Genomic DNA, 16,407 nt, shown 5'->3' with positions numbered 1-16,407 from the left:
AAGGACATCACATGAACGTTGAAAGCCCTATCCTGAAAGCCAAGGACGCGCCCGATCTTGGCGCTTTTGAATGGTCTGATCCCTTTCGCCTGTCCGAGCAGTTGCAGGAAGATGAGCGTATGATCCAGGCCTCCGCGCAGGCCTATGCGCAGGAAAAACTGCAACCCCGCGTCATTGAGGCCTTTGCCGACGAAGTCACCGATCCATCCATTTTTCGCGAAATGGGGGAGATGGGCTTGCTCGGCGTGACCTGCCCGGAGGAATACGGCGGGTTGGGTGGCTCCTACGTGTCCTACGGTCTGGTCGCGCGTGAGGTTGAGCGGGTTGATTCCGGCTATCGGTCAATGATGTCAGTGCAATCCAGTCTCGTGATCTATCCGATTTACGCATATGGGTCAGAGGCACAACGCCAGAAATATCTGCCCAAGCTCTGTTCCGGAGAGTGGATCGGGTGTTTTGGCCTGACCGAACCTGACGCCGGGTCCGACCCCGCAGGCATGAAGACGCGGGCGGAAAAAACGGCGACAGGGTATAAGATCACCGGGTCGAAAATGTGGATTTCCAACGCGCCGATTGCGGATGTTTTTGTGATCTGGGCGAAATCCGAAGACCATGGCGGGAAAATCCGTGGGTTTGTGTTGGAAAAGGGCATGGCGGGTCTGAGCGCGCCCAAGGTGGGCAATAAGCTCTCGCTGCGGGCGTCGATCACGGGTGAGATCGTGATGGACGGCGTTGAGGTAAGCGAAGAGGCGCTTTTGCCAAATGTTCAGGGGCTGAAAGGACCCTTCGGGTGTTTGAACCGGGCGCGCTATGGCATCAGTTGGGGCGCGATGGGCGCTGCCGAATTCTGCTGGCACGCGGCACGTCAATACGGGCTGGACCGTCATCAGTTTGGCAAGCCGCTGGCGGGTACCCAGCTTTTCCAGAAGAAGCTTGCCGATATGATGACCGAAATATCATTGGGCCTTCAAGGCGCGTTGCAGGTGGGGCGGTTGATGGATCAGGCCAAGGCCGCGCCCGAGATGGTAAGCATCGTCAAGCGCAACAATTGTGGCAAGGCGCTGGATATTGCCCGCATGTCCCGCGACATGCATGGCGGTAACGGCATCAGCGGCGAATTCCAGGTGATCCGGCACATGATGAACCTGGAAACGGTGAACACTTACGAGGGCACCCATGACATTCACGCGTTGATCCTCGGGCGGGCGCAGACCGGGCTTCAGGCCTTTTTCTGATGGTTCAGGTTTAGGGGGGCGCTTGCGCAGGGGATGCCAGCTCATTCGAGCGGGCAATCAGATCTACGCCCATTTGGTGCATCAGGTGCATGTAGTCGAGCAGCACCCAGTTTTCCGCGATCTTACCGTCGGCACATCGGTAGAAATCCATGACGCGCAGCGTCAGGGCGCGAGCGGTCGGCGCGATACCCAGATAGTCGCCGCGATGGGTCATTGTCATTGATGGCCAGCCCGACACCGCAGCATAGTTGCCGTGGCCAATCCGGCAGTAGTGATTGCCGCCCTTTCGGTCGGGGAACGCCGTCAGGAACGGCGCGCGGTGATCCCTGACGAACCCCTCCCAGCGGTAATTCGACCCGATGCCGCCGGGCCCGTACCACAGCATGTCCTCTGCCCAATACCCATCCTGACCGGTCTGGCCTTCGGAGCCACCAGTGTGTGGGTCATAGTGGTGCAGATCGCCCAGCATGGCCTCCACCAGATCAAGGCTCGCGGCGCCATTCGACCCTTCGGGCAAGACCCCATCATGGGTTGCCGGCCCCGGAAACAGGGTCTCCAGGCCAAGCTGGCCGCGAAAAGGATCACGGCCCGCCTGACGCATGAGATCTGGTAAATCGAGGATGATTCGCGCCTGGGTTATCTGGCCGTTTTCGATTCTGTAGAATTCGCCTGACCGTAAAAACGCCAGTTTTTGCGATGGTATGATGCCCATAAATGCGCCGCTGAAGGTGCCCAGATAATGCGTGACGCAGGCGATCCAATCGCCGCCTTCGTCGCGTCGATTGGCACCGCTGATGAAAATTTCGTCACGCCGCCGGGTATGGTGCAACGCCGCGCGCAAAGGTCTCAGGAAACCATCGATTATGGCCTTCGGACCTTGCAGGGGCTCAAAGGGATATGAGATTTCGAAGACGCAGCCGGGATGCAGAAACCGGGCACAAAGCGGTTGCAGGGCTGCATCATCCGCGTGGATCACGGTGTTTAAAAAATCGCGAATTTCGGGTGTGGTGTTTTGCATTGCTGAATCCCTGAGCGGCGCTCAATCGGTTTTGCACACGTGTGCAAAAAACTCTTGCCAAGTGAGGGCGGGAATGTCTAGCGTCGATAAAAGCCTGCAAAAGGCAGGTCTGCGACAGCGGGGACATCATGGCTGAAATTCAACTGCGGAACATCAACAAAAGATGGGGCAGCTTCGTTGGCGTCGATAACTTTGACCTGACGATTGCGGACCAGGAATTCCTCGTGCTGCTCGGCCCATCAGGGTGCGGCAAGACGACCACGATGCGCATGATCGCAGGTCTTGAGGATGCAACCGATGGCGAGATCATCATCGATGGTAAGGTGGTGAATGATCTGGACCCCAAAGATCGCGATGTGGCGATGGTGTTCCAGTCCTACGGCCTTTATCCCAATATGAATGTCTACGAGAACATCCGCTTTCCGCTGAAGGTGCGTAAGGTGCCCGAGGAGGAGCATGATACGCGTGTCCGTCGGGCCTCCGCGATGGTCGAATTGGACGATTTCCTGCACCGCAAACCGGCAGAACTTTCGGGGGGGCAACGCCAACGCGTGGCGCTGGCCCGCGCCATCGTGCGTGAGCCCAACGTCTTCCTGATGGATGAGCCGCTGTCGAACCTTGATGCGAAACTGCGCGTCTCGACCCGCGCGCAGATCAAGAACCTCAGTCACGAGCTGAAAGTGACGACAGTCTACGTGACGCATGACCAGATCGAGGCGATGACGCTCGCCGACCGTGTTGTGGTGATGAAGCAGGGCAAGGTCCAGCAGGTGGGCACACCGACCGACATCTACGACCATCCAGCCAATACGTTCGTCGCCAGCTTCATCGGCAGCCCCGCAATGAACCTGATGGAGGGCGAAATGCGCGGTGGCACCTTTGCAGGTGACAACGTGTCGATTTCGGGCCTGAACGGGTCGGATGGCCCTGTCACGCTGGGCTTTCGCGCCGAAGACGCCACGCTGGCCGAAGGGGCCAGTGGCCAGATCACCGCGCCCATCTACACCATCGAACTGCTGGGCGATGCCACGATGCTGACCGTGCGGGCTGGGGGGCAGCTGGTGTCGGTCAAGGCACACAAGGAATTCCGGGCGGAGATCGGGGACATGGTTTCGTTCAATGTCCCGACAGCGATTTGCCATTTGTTTGACAAGGACACCGGGGCACGCATCGACGCGGGCAACAAAGACAGCGGGACGCGCATCGGCGTTGCTTGATAAATACGCCCCTGAAGGGGCCAACCAAAGGGTGCAGCCTTGCAAGATGCACCCAAGCCAACTGCAACAGGGAGTTTGCATATGTTTTTGAAGAAAATTGCACTGGCGGGGGCGATCTCGTTGATGGGCAGTGCTGCTTTTGCGGCCTGTTCCTACGAGAATACAACGCCGATCAAATCGCTGACGGCTGGTTTTGAAGCCTGGAAAGCCGTCACCGACGCCATGGCGGAATGCGGAAACTTTCAGGCCGAGCTGGATCAGGAATTCCGCACAAAGCAGCCTGCTGCCTTTGAGGCCAATCCATCGCTCTACCAGATCGGGGGTGTCTCCAACGGGACGATCACGCCGCTGATCAACGCGGGCACAATTCGCCCCCTGGACGATCTGGTCGCCAAATATGGTCAGAACCTGACCCCGAACCAGCTGATCCGCATCAACGGCAAGATCATGGCCGTGGCGATGATGGTGAACACCCAGCACCTGATGTACCGATCGGACATTCTGGCGGATCTGGGCATTGAAACGCCCACAACTTGGGATGAAGTTTACGCCGCCGCCGAGAAGATCAAGGAAGCCGGTGTCGTCGATTACCCCTTGGGGGCCACGATGAAATCCGGCTGGAACCTGGCGCAGGAATTCGTGAACATGTACCCCGGACACGGCGGCCAGTTCTTCAACGATGATAACACCACCGCAGTGAATTCCGATGCTGGTGTGGCCGCATTGGAAACGATGAAAAAGGCGCTGGCCTTCACGGATCCAGAGGTGTTGGTCAGCGACTCCACCTACGTGCAGCAGCAGTTTCAACAGGGCAAAATCGCGATGGCGAACCTCTGGTCGAGCCGCGCAGGCGCGATGAACGATCCGGCGGAAAGCCAGGTGGTGGGCAAGGTCGCGATGGCGGCTGCCCCCAAAGCGGTCGCCGATGGCGCACCAGCCACGACCCTGTGGTGGGATGGCATCGTGATTGCCAAGAACATCTCTGATGAAGAGGCGGATGCGGCGTTCCGGCTGGCGATGGAAGGTCTGGACGCGGAGACCGTACAGGGAGCCAATGATGCGGCGATTTGGCTTGTGAACGGCTACGTACCAACGGAGATCGCGGAGGGCGCGATTGCCACCGCAACCGCCGCACCAGCACCACCCGCCTATCCTTCCACGACACAGATGGGCCTGCTGCACACTGCGCTGGGCAATGAGCTTCCTGCTTTCCTGACCGGTGATCGCGACGCCGCAGCCACGCTGACGGCAATCGAAGAGGCCTATACCACCTCTGCCAAAGAGGCCGGTGTGCTCAAGTAATCTATTGGGGCTGGCGGCGTTCGTGCGGCCAGCCCCGACCAACGGCGTGTTTTGCAGAGCGCTTCGACAAGGGGCTTTGCAAAACGCACCAGAAACATTCGCAATCTGTGCTGCCGTGAGGAGAGTGCCATGAAGTTCAAGACATTTGCCGCCTTTGTTGGCCCATCCGTCTTTATGATGCTTCTGTTTATCGCGGCACCCCTGGTGAGTGTCTTCATCCAGAGCTTTCAGGTCACGCAACCCATATTGCAACAGGTCGAAGTGGAAACCTGTACGCCCGGATTTCTCACCCAGACCTGTGTGACGGAAACCAAGACGGTACCGGTACTGGATGACGCTGGCAAAACCATGACAGAAACCCGGTGGGTCGGTTTGCAAAGCTATCGCAACGTTTTGCAGATGGATAAGTTTTGGGAGGCTGTGGGCAACGGCAGCTGGAATGACATCATGCAGATCGATTTCTGGAAAGCGCTGCGATTTACCCTGTCCTTTACCCTGCTGACACTGCCGCTGGTGATTGGCGTCGGGCTGGCCATTGCGCTTGCAGTCAACAACGCCACCCGCTCGATCCGCGGGCCAATCATCTTCATCTCCCTCCTGCCGTTCATTATCACACCGGTGATCGGCTCGTTGTCGATCTACTGGCTTTTCGTGGGCGATGGCATCCTGACCGCCATGATGGAGCGGTGGACCGGCACCAACATCTCCATGTTCGCGCAGGCCTGGACCATCGAGTTGCTGATGTATTTCTACCGGGTCTGGCACGTGGCGCCCTTTGCCTTCGTGATCTTCTATGCTGGGCTGCAAACGGTGAATATGGACACGCTGGAATCCGCCGTGATCGATGGGGCCAGCCGCTGGGAACGTCTGCGCCATGTGATCGTTCCGCACCTGATGCCGCTCATCGTCTTTATCGCGCTCATCCATCTGATGGATTGCTACCGTGTCTTCGAGGAAATCGTCGGCTTCCGCAGCCAGGCGCACGTCATCTCGCTGCAATGGCTGACCTATGACTTCATGACGCCGGATGACGCTGGCAACCGCGCGATCTCGCGGGCCTCCGCCTCCGCCATGCTCACCATGATCGGGATCGTGTTCCTCTTGATCCTGCCGCTGCGCCGCACCTGGCGTGACCACAAAGGGAGCGCGCACTGATGTCTACCCCCAAAGCCATGCAGCAGTCCTTTGCACTGCGCTTCTCCTCCGGCGCCTTCCTCGCCTTCTGGTGCTTGCTTGCCGCCTTCCCGATCTTCTGGATCGCGGTCATGAGCTTCAAATCGCCCGTCGACGCCTTCGCCGACAGCGCATGGGATGTCATCACAGGCCCCGCCACGCGCGCAAATGGCGATGGGTTGTCGATCATCGACATCGCTTTGGGGCTGGCGGTGCTCTATTTTGCCATCCGCTGGGCCTTCACGCGCTTGCCGGGGCTGGTGCAGAGATACTGCCCGCCTGGGTTGCTCGTGCTGGGGTGGATCATCGGCGCGCTGGCCTATGCCATCCTGTTTGTCCTTATCTTCTTCGGGGTGCTGCCGCTGGTGCTGGGCGTGCTCAACAGCCTCCTTGGTCCGTTGGGCAACCCGGTGCTGGGCCTCACGACCCAGCACTACGTGGCTGTCTGGGCCGAAAACGAATTCTATCGCAACTTCCTCAACTCCATGCTGGTCACCGCAGGCGTGGTCACCATCTCGCTGACCGTCGGCACACTCGCGGGCTATGGGCTCGCGCGGTCCGGCTCCGATCTGGCGTTCTGGTTGCTGATCCTGGCGCTGGTTTTCCGCGCGTTGCCACACTCGGTGCTGGTCGCGGGCTACCTACCGGTCTTCATCAACTCCTCCGAAATCCTCCGACCGATCTTCGGCGAAGGCGCCCCCACGCTCTACGGCCAGCCTTGGGCGGTGATCGCCGTGCTGGTGTCCATCAACCAGCCGTTCACCATCTGGATGCTGCGCTCCTTTTTCCAGAACATCCCCGCCGAGTTGGACGAAGCCGCCCGCGTCGATGGCTGCAGCCATTTCCAGGCGTTCCGCCGGGTGATCATGCCGGTGATGTGGCCCGGTGTCATCACCACCGGGCTCTTCTCCTTCCTCTTGGGCTACAATGACTTCCTTGTGACGTCGCTGCTCCTTGACGCGCAGAACCAGACGATGGTTCCGGCCATCGCGGGTTACTTCAACCGCGAAACCACGACCACCGATCAGGTCGAAGCCGTGGCGGCGGCCGTCTCCATCACCGCGCCGCTCTTCCTTCTGGTCATGGTTTTCCAGCGCCAGATTGTCAGCGGATTAACCGCAGGAGCCGTCAAAGGATGACCCTGACTTCCATTATTCCTCGGACATGCCCGCCGGAGGTGGAGCCGCGATGAAAGGATCACGTCCCGAACAAGCGGTGCTCAGCCGCGACACGGATATGAGCAAGACAGAAGACACCCGCGCCGTGATTGAAGGCATGGTCGATGGCCTGAACGACCACCGAATTGACGATATCGGGGCCTTCTTTGCGCAAAACTTCCGCTGGATGGGCAACCTGGGGTGCGGCACCAAAAACGGGTTGCAGGAATTTCAGGACAATTGGCAGCGCCCGTTTCAGGCGGCTTTTTCCGACAAGGTCTGCGTCGATGAAGCCCGCCTTTACATGGGCGAATGGGCCGCCGCCTTTGGCCGACAGGAGGCCACGCATTCCGGCGCCTTCATGGGCGTGGCGCGGACCGGCAAACGGGTCGAGATCCGCTACATGGATTTCTGGAAAGTGGAAGAGGGGCGCATCACCGACAACTGGGTGATGGTCGATTTCCCGCATGTGTTGGCCCAATTGGGCGTGGATGTGTTCAAGGGCGAAGGCTGGGAGGCTTTCGACCGCGGCGAGAAAGCCCCGCCGCGCCCGGGCGAGTAAGGAGTACAACGGATGGCAATCGAGTATTTGAAACGTGGTAAGCCTGAGGCCGAACGCGCAGATGATGACGCAAAAACCCGCGTCGCCGTCGAAACCACGCTGGCCGATATCGAGATGCGCGGAGATGTGGCCGTGCGGGAACTGAGCGAGAAGTTCGATAGGTATTCGCCGGCCTCCTTCCGTTTGAGCCAGCAGGAGATCGACGATCTGATCGCGCAACTCAGCCCGCGTGAGCTCGAAGATATTAAATTCGCGCAAGCACAGGTACGTAACTTTGCGCAGGCCCAACGGGACTCCATGCTCGACATCGAGGTCGAAACCCTGCCGGGCGTGATCCTCGGGCACAAGAACATCCCTGTGCAGTCGGTAGGCTGTTACGTACCGGGCGGTAAGTTCCCGATGGTGGCTTCGGCGCATATGTCGGTGGCCACTGCGAGCGTGGCGAAGGTGCCGCGGATCATTGCCTGCACACCACCTTTCAAGGGCAAGCCCAATCCAGGTGTGATCGCGGCAATGCATCTGGGTGGGGCGCATGAGATCTACGTCATGGGCGGCATTCAGGCGGTGGGGGCCATGGCGCTTGGTACAGACACCATTGATCCCGTGCATATGATCGTGGGGCCGGGCAATGCTTTTGTAGCCGAAGCCAAACGTCAGCTTTTCGGCCGTGTCGGCATCGATCTCTTTGCGGGGCCAACCGAAACCATGGTGATCGCGGATGAGACCGTGGACGCGGAAATGTGCGCGACCGACCTGTTGGGGCAGGCCGAACACGGGTACAACTCCCCGGCAGTCCTGCTCACGAATTCACGCAAACTGGCCGAGGAGACGCTGGCCGAAATCGACCGTATCCTGACCATTCTGCCGACAGCGGATACTGCCAAGGTCAGTTGGGAGGAATACGGCGAGGTGATCCTTTGTGACACCTGGGAAGAGATGCTGGAAGTCGCGGATGACGTCGCCAGCGAACATGTGCAGGTGATGACGGAGCGTGACGATTGGTTCCTGGAGCACATGACCTGCTATGGTGCGCTCTTTCTCGGACCGCGCACCAATGTGGCCAATGGCGACAAGGTGATCGGCACCAACCACACGTTGCCCACCAAGAAGGCCGGGCGCTATACCGGTGGGCTCTGGGTTGGAAAATTCCTGAAAACTCATAGCTATCAGAAGGTTACCACCGATGAGGCCGCCGCCGAAATTGGCGCCTATGGCTCGCGTTTGTGCATGCTGGAGGGGTTCGTGGGGCACGCAGAGCAATGCAATCTGCGGGTCCGGCGCTATGGCGGGGTGAACGTGCCCTACGGTGAGGGTGCCCCGGCCCGCGAAGCGGCGGAATAAGCAGCAGCCGGGGGCGCTGCCCCCGGACCCCCGGGATATTTTCAAGCCAGAAGAAGATATGGATACGCATTCACGGAATAAAGAGACACTCGCGCCCCTGCGCGCGGCGCTGTATGATTTTGACCTGGCGGCTCTGCGGCGCTTGCTCCATGAGATCTGTGCGCCCAATGTGCTGTTCCGCCTGGCCTATCCGTTCGAGACGATCACCGGCGTCGACGCTTATGTGGATGCGGTCTATGCGCCGCTGGTGCGGGCGGTGCCGGATTTGGAACGGCGTGATCACATCGTCATGGCGGGACCCACAGCTGAAGGGGCTGATTGGGTTGGCTGCGGCGGGTTTTACACCGGCACCTTCTGCATGCCGTGGCTGGATATTCCATCGACCGGGCATCTGATGCACCTGCGGTTTCATGAATTCTACCGGTTCGAGGACGGCAAGATTACCGAGATGCAGGCGCTTTGGGATCTGCCAGAGGTCATGATGCAGGCGGATGCCTGGCCGATGAGCCCGAGCCTGGGGCGCGAGTGGCATATTCCCGGGCCTGCCACCTGTGACGGGCTGGTGCCGGGGCCGTATGATGCGGCGCAGGGGGCCGCCACCTGTCGGCACATCGTGGAGATGTTGGAATATCTCAAGCGCCACCCCTCGCAGGGCGGGCCGGAGGTTATGGAGATGGAGCGCTTCTGGCATCCGCGCATGAGCTGGTATGGTCCCTCCGGCATTGGCACCGGGCGCGGGATCGAAGGGTTCCGCAAGTGGCACCAGATCCCGTTCCTCAACGGCATGCCGGACCGCGGCCAATATGTGGATGAGATCGAGTATCATTTCTTTGGCGACCGCAATTACGCGGCGGTGACCGGCTGGCCCGACATGTACCAGTCGATTTCGCAGGGCGGTTGGCTAGGCATTGCGCCCACGGGCAAGAAGATCGAAATGCGCAGTCTGGATTTCTGGCGGGTGGAAAACGGTTTGATTCGAGAAAATTGGGTATTGGTGGACCTGCTGCATATGTATGATCAGATCGGGGTCGATGTTTTCGCGCGCATGCGGGAATTCAACAAGGCTCGCGTTGGGTTTGATTCTGCAACAGGGGCTGCACTTTGATGGAACTGCCAGAAACGCCGTCATTTGATCTGTCGGGAAAGCGGGCACTGGTCACCGGTGCGTCGTCGGGCATCGGGTTGGGGTGTGCCGTGGCGCTTGCCGAGGCTGGCGCCCATGTGGTGTGTGCAGCCCGGCGCGCGGATGTCTTGCAGGCATCGGTGAATGCGATGGCGGGGCAGGGCTGGTCCGCTGAAGCCATGCCGCTGGATCAAGGTGATCTAGGTGCGCTACGGGCTGCTTTTGAAGAGCCCTTTGACATCGTGATCAACTCAGCAGGGCTGGCGCGTCATGGGCCCGCCACCCAGACCACGCCCGAAGACTATGATGCGGTGATGCATGTGAACCTGCGCAGCGCTTATTTTTTGTCTGCACAGGCGGCCAAGGCGCTGATGGGCGCAGGGCTGCCGGGGTCGATCATCCATATCTCAAGCCAGATGGGCCATGTGGGCGGGGTGGACCGCGCCGTCTATTGCGCGTCAAAACACGGGCTCGAAGGGATGGTGAAAGCCATGGCCATCGAATGGGGCAAGTCGGGGATCCGCATCAATACGATCTGCCCCACGTTCATTCGCACGCCCCTTTCTGCGGTGACGTTTGACAATCCTGAACGGTTGGCCTGGATCATGGACAAGATCAAACTGCCCCGCGTGGGTGAAGTGGAAGACATCATGGGGGCCGCGCTTTTTCTGGCGTCGGATGCCTCGGCCATGATCACCGGCACCTCGATGATGATCGACGGCGGCTGGACGGCAGGTTGAGGATCGGGATCAGGCAACATGGGTAAGGTGACTTCAGTGGAAGTGGCGGAGCGGGCCGGGGTCAGCCGATCCGCGGTCAGCCGCGTGTTTACGCCCGGGGCCTCCGTCAGCAAAAGCACGGCCGAAAAAGTGCGCAAGGCGGCAGCACAGCTGGGCTACCGGCCCAATGTGTTGGCGCGTTCGCTGATCACCGGGCGCAGCCGGATCATTGGTCTGGTCGTCGCCTACCTTGAAAACCAGTTCTACCCGGAAGCCATCGAACGCCTGTCAAAGGCGCTGCAGGCGGAAGGCTATCATGTTCTGGTCTTCATGGCGTCGAACGATCACGCGGCCACGCAGACGGTGATTGATGAGCTGCTTGACTACCAGGTGGATGCGATCATCGCGGCCTCCGTGGGCCTGTCGAGCGACCTGACGAAACGGTGCGAAGGCCTCGGTATCCCCATCGTGCTATTCAACCGGCACCAGTATGACGAGCGGCTCACCAGCGTGACGTCGGACAATGTGGCAGGCGGGCGCAAGCTGGCGGAGTTCCTGATTGCGGGCGGTCATAAGCGGATTGCCCATATCGCAGGCTGGGAAGATGCCTCGACCCAGATCGACCGCGAGGCGGGGTTCATGGCGGGCTTGAAAGAGGCAGGGGTCTCGCTCGTTGCCCGTGGCATCGGGAATTTCAACTTCGAGACCGCCCAAAACGCCGCGCGGCGGATGTTTGGCGCGCAAGAACGGCCCGACGCGGTGTTTGTCGCCAATGATCACATGGCCTTTGCGGTGATGGATGTGCTGCGGTTTGAACTTGGTCTGCGCGTGCCGGAGGATGTTTCGGTGGTGGGCTATGATGACGTGACGCTCTCACATTGGCCCAGCTACGACCTCACAACCGTGCGCCAGCCCGCCAACCGCATGGTGGCTGCCACGGTCGAGGCCCTGTTGGCACGCCTTTCCGAAGAAGACGAAGCACCCCGCCGCATCACCCTCGACGGCCCATTGATCATCCGCGGCTCTGCCCGCAAACCTGAAAGTTGCACGCTATGAAAGGCTTCGATCCCAAATTCAAGGATTTCCCCGATTACATCATCGGGATCACCAGGGAGATCTGGGAGGATCGCGGCATTGCGACCCTGCATCAGTATTATTCCGACGACATCGTTGTCCGCTCCCCGGCCTCGGTGGTCATTGGCAACCAGAATGTGATTGGTGCGACCATGGCCACGCTGGCCGAATTCCCGGATCGGACACTGTTGGGGGAGGATGTGATCTGGTCGGGCACACCGGAGGAGGGCATGCTGTCCTCGCACCGTTTGCTCAGCACGGCGACCCATGCGCATGACGGGGTTTACGGCAAGGCGACGGGCAAGAAACTGACCTACCGGATCATGGCTGACTGCCACGCCATCAACAATCAGATCAATGATGAATGGCTGATCCGGGATCAGGGCGCCATCGTGCGCCAACTGGGCATGGATCCGAAAGACTACGCCGCCGATCTGATCGCGCGCGAAGGCGGGCCAGAGGCCTGCACCCAACCGCTCAGCCCGGCGACAGATCAGCCCGGTCCCTACAAAGGTCGGGGGAATGACAACGCATGGGGGGCCAAATACGCCGATATCCTCACCCGGATCATGGGTGCGGATATGGCGGCAATCCCTGTGGAATATGACCGTGCTTGCCACGTGGAATACCCGGGCGGACAGACCGGACATAGCCACGGCGACGTTGATCAATTCTGGATGGGGCTGCGGGCGTCTTTCCCGGATGCCACCTTCCAGATCGATCACCAGATCGGACGCGACGACCCGATGATGCCACCCCGCGCAGCGCTGCGCTGGTCATTGCAGGGCAAACACTCCGGCTGGGGGCGGTTCGGGGCGCCGACGGGTGCGGAGGTTTACCTTTTGGGGATCAGCCACGCAGAATTCGGCCCCTGGGGGCTGCGCCGTGAATATGTCATCTTTGATGAGACCACGATCTGGAAACAGATCCTGCTGCACACAGGAGAGCTCTGATGCCCCGCGCGATCCATGAAGATCTGCGCCGATACCACCTCTGGCGGGCGTCGCTGCGCGCGCGCCGTCTGAACCTGCGTCCACCGGGGAACGGGTGACCTCACCCACTTACTTCCCATTCAGACAAGGACCAAAGACATGACACCACAAGAGATGGAAACCCGCATCGTCCGCTACGGCGATTTGATGCCTTGCAAGACCGCCTTCATCGACGCCCACACACCCGGCTCCGATCAGAAGGAAAACTTCACGATCATCGGCGGCGGTGTGTCGGAAAGCCCCGATCAGCATGTGCATATCGCGATCCCGCATGGGTTCAACATCGGCGCGGCGGGCCAGCCGCCCAAGTGCCGCAATTCGCTGCACAGCCACCGCACGGCAGAGGTGTTCTTTGTGCTGAAAGGCCGCTGGCGGTTTTTCTGGGGCCGCTGGGGTGATGCGGGCGAGGTGGTGCTGGAAGAGGGCGATATCTTCAACATCCCCACCGGTATCTTCCGTGGATTCGAGAACATCGGCAATGACTACGGTATGATCATGGCGATCCTTGGCGGCGACGACGCGGGCGGCGGCGTGATCTGGGCGCCGCAGGTGATCGAGGACGCCGCAGATCACGGGCTGGTGCTGTCGGAAGAGGGCAAGCTCTATGACAGCAAACAGGGCCATACGCTGCCGGAGGGTGTGAAGCCGATGCCGCTCCTGACCGAAGACGCGCTCAAAAGCTTTCCCGAACCGACCACAGCCGATGTGATCCCGGGCTACGTCGCGCGCTATTGGGATATGGTGTCGCTGGCCGACAAGACACCTGCAAGTGTCATTGGCGCAGAGGCAATGCTGCGCGACAAGCCGGGGTTCGAGGTGGCGCTGGTGACCCGTGGCTCCGCCAGCACAGACATGCATCAGCATGACCGGCCTTCGGTACTCATGCCGGTCACCGGGCACTGGAAAGTCACATGGGAAGGCGGCACCGCGACGCTGGCCCCTGGCGATACGATGTCGGTGCCGGAAAACCTGATGCACAACGCCGTGCCATCGATGACCGGCGATGCCGCCCTCTATCACATCGTGGGCACGGATGACCCGGCTGGTGCCACATGGCAGGGATGACTGCAGATCCGGGCGACACCCGCGATGTCTATGAAACCCAGGCCGCGCTTTACGATGCGCAACGCTCCCGCGCGCTCTTCGAGGCGCGGTGGCTCGCGCGGTTTGCCGCTTGTCTGCCGACGGGAGGTCGCGTTCTTGACCTGGGGTGCGGGACGGGAGAGCCCATCGCGCGTTGGTTCCTTGCTGAAGGCTTCGAGGTGACGGGTGTCGATTTCGCCGATGCCATGCTGGAGATCGCACGCAGTCGCTGGCCCCAGGGTGACTGGCGGCAGGGTGACATGCGCCGCTTCGATCTGGGCGAGACCTTCGATGGGATCATCGCCTGGGACAGCTTCTTCCACCTCACGCCCGACGAACAGCGCGGCTGTATCGCCCGTATGGCTGCGCATCTGACCTCCGGCGCGTCGCTTTTGATGACGGTGGGACCTGATGCCGGTGAGGCGACCGGCACCGTCGGTGACCAGCCCGTCTATCACGCCTCGCTCTCTCCGGCGCAATACGCCACCTGTCTTGAGCAAAACGGCCTTCGCCTGACCGGGTATCTTGCCGAGGACCCGGAGACCAACAAACACAGCGTGCTCATGGCGCGCAAGATCTGAGGAGATTGCCATGTCCATCCTGACCACGCACGCAGGCTCGCTGCCCCGCACCCAAGAGGTCGTCGATTTCATTTTCGCGCGCGAGCACGGCACGCCCTATGACTCGGCAGAATTTGACGCGGCGATGACGCGGGCCGTCTCCGATACCGTCGCCAAACAGGTGGCTGCGGGCGTGGGCATTGTCAGCGATGGAGAGACCTCCAAGATCTCTTACGCCACCTACGTCAAGGACCGCTACACCGGGTTTTCAGGCGACAGCCCGCGCAACGCGCCTGCGGATCTGAAGAAATTCCCCAGCTTTCTCAAACGTCTGGCCGAGGATGGCGGCACCCCGAAATACGCGCGGCCGATGTGCACGGGTGAGGTTAAATCCAAGGGTCAGGGCGAGTTGCAGAAAGACATTGCCAACCTCAAGACGGCGATGGCGCAACATGGCGCGGCGCGGGGTTTCATGAATGCGGCCTCTCCCGGGGTCATCTCGCTCTTCCTGCAAAACGACCACTACAAGACCCGCGACGCCTATCTCGCGGCGCTGGCCGATGCGATGCGCGAGGAGTATCAGACGATTGTCGCCGCCGGGCTCGATCTGCAGCTCGATTGTCCGGATCTCGCGCTGTCGCGGCACATGCTTTTCAACGATCTGTCGGATGATGAGTTCCTCAAGATCGCGGGCGCCCATGTGGAGGCGTTGAACCATGCGCTTGAAGGCATCCCGCAGGACAAGGTGCGCGTGCACATCTGCTGGGGCAATTACGAAGGGCCGCATGTCTGCGACATCGGGATGGAGAAGGTCTTTGACACGCTGATGTCGACGCAGGCGAGCTACCTGCTCTTTGAAACCTCGAACCCCCGCCATGCGCATGAATGGACCGTCTTTCGCGACCGCAAGGCAGATATCCCGGACAACAAGGTGCTGGTGCCGGGCGTTGTGGATACAACAACCAACTTCGTGGAACACCCCGAACTGGTCGCCCAGCGGATTGAACGGTTTGCAGGCATTGTGGGCGCGGACCGGGTTGTGGCCGGGTCAGACTGCGGCTTCGGCACATTCGCGGGTTTCGGCGCGGTCGATCCCGATATCGCTTTCGCCAAACTCGAAGCACTGCGCGATGGTGCGGCACTGGCGGAGAGACGGTGATGGACGCGGCCCTACTGGACCTGCTGCGCAGCGTCGACACGCCCACCGTCTGCAACGCCATCGAAGTGGCGCAGGGCAAGCGCGGCTTCAACGATTTTACCCGCGGCACGATGCAATGCTCGGCACCGGGGCAGGCAATGGTAGGCTATGCGCGCACCGCGCGCATTCAGGCCGTCACCCCGCCATCCGAACCGCCCGAGGTCATCAAGGCCCGGCGCATGGCCTATTACAAATACATGGCCGAGGGCCCGCGCCCTGGCGTGGCTGTGGTGCAGGACATGGATGTCCCGAACGCTATTGGCGCCTATTGGGGTGAGGTCAACACCAATATTCACAAGGCCTTTGGCCTTGCCGGGGCGCTGACGGACGGGGTGATGCGCGATCTGGGAGACCTGCCGGATGGCTTCCCGGTGGTGGCAGGCTCCATCGGGCCAAGCCACGGGTTTGTGCATGTGCTCGACTTCGATATCAAGGTGGAGATTTGTGGTATGTCCGTCGCCCCCGGCGCGTTGATCCACGCGGACCGTCACGGCGGGGTTGTGATCCCGGATGACATTGTGCCGCGCCTCGCCGAGGCCATCGCGCAGCTCTTTGCCTCAGAAAAGATCGTTTTCGAGGCGGTCAAAGACAAACGGATCAGCTTTGCGGAGTTTGAAGCCGCCTGGGCCGCGTTTGAAGCCTCTCGGACCTGA

The 16,407-nt window shown here is 60.6% G+C and carries 16 protein-coding genes; 15 read left to right on the top strand and 1 reads right to left on the bottom strand.

Annotation, left to right across the window (positions count from 1 at the left end):
- Nucleotides 1–11: 11 nt before the first annotated feature.
- Nucleotides 12–1,235 (top strand): acyl-CoA dehydrogenase, encoded by a 1,224-nt coding sequence (locus tag Q1A63_RS14705; protein WP_298973774.1) that lies wholly within the window; start codon nt 12–14, stop codon nt 1,233–1,235.
- A gap of 10 nt (nt 1,236–1,245) precedes the next feature.
- Here Q1A63_RS14705 and Q1A63_RS14700 read toward each other — a convergent pair whose 3' ends face one another.
- Entirely contained in the window at nt 1,246–2,253 is a 1,008-nt protein-coding gene (locus Q1A63_RS14700; RefSeq protein ID WP_298973772.1) for an ester cyclase, read from the bottom strand.
- 128 nt (nt 2,254–2,381) lie between these two features.
- Between Q1A63_RS14700 and Q1A63_RS14695 the strand changes: the two genes are divergently transcribed.
- From Q1A63_RS14695 to Q1A63_RS14630, 14 genes are all read left to right on the top strand, one after another.
- Nucleotides 2,382–3,470 (top strand): ABC transporter ATP-binding protein, encoded by a 1,089-nt coding sequence (locus Q1A63_RS14695; RefSeq protein ID WP_298973771.1) that lies wholly within the window; start codon nt 2,382–2,384, stop codon nt 3,468–3,470.
- Nucleotides 3,471–3,551: 81 nt separating this feature from the next.
- Nucleotides 3,552–4,772 (top strand): extracellular solute-binding protein, encoded by a 1,221-nt coding sequence (locus Q1A63_RS14690; RefSeq protein WP_298973769.1) that lies wholly within the window; start codon nt 3,552–3,554, stop codon nt 4,770–4,772.
- A 129-nt stretch (nt 4,773–4,901) separates the two neighbouring features.
- Nucleotides 4,902–5,927 (top strand): sugar ABC transporter permease, encoded by a 1,026-nt coding sequence (locus tag Q1A63_RS14685; protein ID WP_298973766.1) that lies wholly within the window; start codon nt 4,902–4,904, stop codon nt 5,925–5,927.
- Nucleotides 5,927–7,084, top strand: coding sequence for a carbohydrate ABC transporter permease (locus Q1A63_RS14680; protein ID WP_298973764.1), 1,158 nt, complete (start codon nt 5,927–5,929; stop codon nt 7,082–7,084). Before Q1A63_RS14685 ends, Q1A63_RS14680 begins: the two co-directional genes overlap by 1 nt.
- A 49-nt stretch (nt 7,085–7,133) precedes the next feature.
- Nucleotides 7,134–7,664, top strand: coding sequence for an ester cyclase (locus tag Q1A63_RS14675; protein WP_298973762.1), 531 nt, complete (start codon nt 7,134–7,136; stop codon nt 7,662–7,664).
- 12 nt (nt 7,665–7,676) lie between these two features.
- Nucleotides 7,677–9,005, top strand: a complete 1,329-nt coding sequence (hisD, locus tag Q1A63_RS14670) for a histidinol dehydrogenase (protein WP_298973759.1) — start codon at nt 7,677–7,679, stop codon at nt 9,003–9,005.
- Between the two features lie 58 nt (nt 9,006–9,063).
- Nucleotides 9,064–10,110 (top strand): ester cyclase, encoded by a 1,047-nt coding sequence (locus tag Q1A63_RS14665; protein WP_298973757.1) that lies wholly within the window; start codon nt 9,064–9,066, stop codon nt 10,108–10,110.
- On the top strand, nt 10,110–10,868 hold the full coding sequence (locus Q1A63_RS14660) for an SDR family oxidoreductase (RefSeq protein ID WP_298973752.1): 759 nt from the start codon (nt 10,110–10,112) through the stop codon (nt 10,866–10,868). The genes Q1A63_RS14665 and Q1A63_RS14660 overlap by 1 nt, the downstream gene beginning before the upstream one ends.
- A gap of 18 nt (nt 10,869–10,886) precedes the next feature.
- Complete coding sequence (locus tag Q1A63_RS14655; RefSeq protein ID WP_298973750.1) at nt 10,887–11,903, top strand: LacI family DNA-binding transcriptional regulator; 1,017 nt, start codon at nt 10,887–10,889, stop codon at nt 11,901–11,903.
- A complete protein-coding gene (locus tag Q1A63_RS14650) occupies nt 11,900–12,874 on the top strand; it encodes an ester cyclase (protein WP_298973745.1) in 975 nt (324 codons plus the stop codon). Before Q1A63_RS14655 ends, Q1A63_RS14650 begins: the two co-directional genes overlap by 4 nt.
- A gap of 138 nt (nt 12,875–13,012) precedes the next feature.
- A complete protein-coding gene (locus Q1A63_RS14645; RefSeq protein ID WP_298973743.1) occupies nt 13,013–13,978 on the top strand; it encodes a cupin domain-containing protein in 966 nt (321 codons plus the stop codon).
- On the top strand, nt 13,975–14,577 hold the full coding sequence (locus tag Q1A63_RS14640) for a class I SAM-dependent methyltransferase (RefSeq protein WP_299632150.1): 603 nt from the start codon (nt 13,975–13,977) through the stop codon (nt 14,575–14,577). Before Q1A63_RS14645 ends, Q1A63_RS14640 begins: the two co-directional genes overlap by 4 nt.
- 10 nt (nt 14,578–14,587) lie before the next feature.
- Nucleotides 14,588–15,715 (top strand): cobalamin-independent methionine synthase II family protein, encoded by a 1,128-nt coding sequence (locus tag Q1A63_RS14635; protein WP_298973736.1) that lies wholly within the window; start codon nt 14,588–14,590, stop codon nt 15,713–15,715.
- Nucleotides 15,715–16,407, top strand: a complete 693-nt coding sequence (locus Q1A63_RS14630) for an RraA family protein (RefSeq protein ID WP_298973731.1) — start codon at nt 15,715–15,717, stop codon at nt 16,405–16,407. Before Q1A63_RS14635 ends, Q1A63_RS14630 begins: the two co-directional genes overlap by 1 nt.

It is taken from the genome of uncultured Roseobacter sp. (assembly GCF_947499265.1).
Lineage (GTDB): Bacteria > Pseudomonadota > Alphaproteobacteria > Rhodobacterales > Rhodobacteraceae > Roseobacter.
Note: the sequence above shows the minus strand (reverse complement) of the source record. Positions and strands in the feature narration are given on the sequence as shown.

Bases quoted from the DNA above. Each gene is read 5' to 3' on its own strand.
- Q1A63_RS14630 (WP_298973731.1), top strand. From the start codon at position 15,715: ATGGACGCGGCCCTACTGGACCTGCTGCGCAGCGTCGACACGCCCACC.
- hisD (WP_298973759.1), top strand. From the start codon at position 7,677: ATGGCAATCGAGTATTTGAAACGTGGTAAGCCTGAGGCCGAACGCGCA.
- Q1A63_RS14690 (WP_298973769.1), top strand. From the start codon at position 3,552: ATGTTTTTGAAGAAAATTGCACTGGCGGGGGCGATCTCGTTGATGGGC.
- Q1A63_RS14655 (WP_298973750.1), top strand. From the start codon at position 10,887: ATGGGTAAGGTGACTTCAGTGGAAGTGGCGGAGCGGGCCGGGGTCAGC.
- Q1A63_RS14650 (WP_298973745.1), top strand. From the start codon at position 11,900: ATGAAAGGCTTCGATCCCAAATTCAAGGATTTCCCCGATTACATCATC.
- Q1A63_RS14645 (WP_298973743.1), top strand. From the start codon at position 13,013: ATGACACCACAAGAGATGGAAACCCGCATCGTCCGCTACGGCGATTTG.
- Q1A63_RS14705 (WP_298973774.1), top strand. From the start codon at position 12: ATGAACGTTGAAAGCCCTATCCTGAAAGCCAAGGACGCGCCCGATCTT.
- Q1A63_RS14635 (WP_298973736.1), top strand. From the start codon at position 14,588: ATGTCCATCCTGACCACGCACGCAGGCTCGCTGCCCCGCACCCAAGAG.
- Q1A63_RS14675 (WP_298973762.1), top strand. From the start codon at position 7,134: ATGAAAGGATCACGTCCCGAACAAGCGGTGCTCAGCCGCGACACGGAT.
- Q1A63_RS14640 (WP_299632150.1), top strand. From the start codon at position 13,975: ATGACTGCAGATCCGGGCGACACCCGCGATGTCTATGAAACCCAGGCC.
- Q1A63_RS14665 (WP_298973757.1), top strand. From the start codon at position 9,064: ATGGATACGCATTCACGGAATAAAGAGACACTCGCGCCCCTGCGCGCG.
- Q1A63_RS14660 (WP_298973752.1), top strand. From the start codon at position 10,110: ATGGAACTGCCAGAAACGCCGTCATTTGATCTGTCGGGAAAGCGGGCA.
- Q1A63_RS14685 (WP_298973766.1), top strand. From the start codon at position 4,902: ATGAAGTTCAAGACATTTGCCGCCTTTGTTGGCCCATCCGTCTTTATG.
- Q1A63_RS14695 (WP_298973771.1), top strand. From the start codon at position 2,382: ATGGCTGAAATTCAACTGCGGAACATCAACAAAAGATGGGGCAGCTTC.
- Q1A63_RS14680 (WP_298973764.1), top strand. From the start codon at position 5,927: ATGTCTACCCCCAAAGCCATGCAGCAGTCCTTTGCACTGCGCTTCTCC.
- Q1A63_RS14700 (WP_298973772.1), bottom strand. From the start codon at position 2,253: ATGCAAAACACCACACCCGAAATTCGCGATTTTTTAAACACCGTGATC.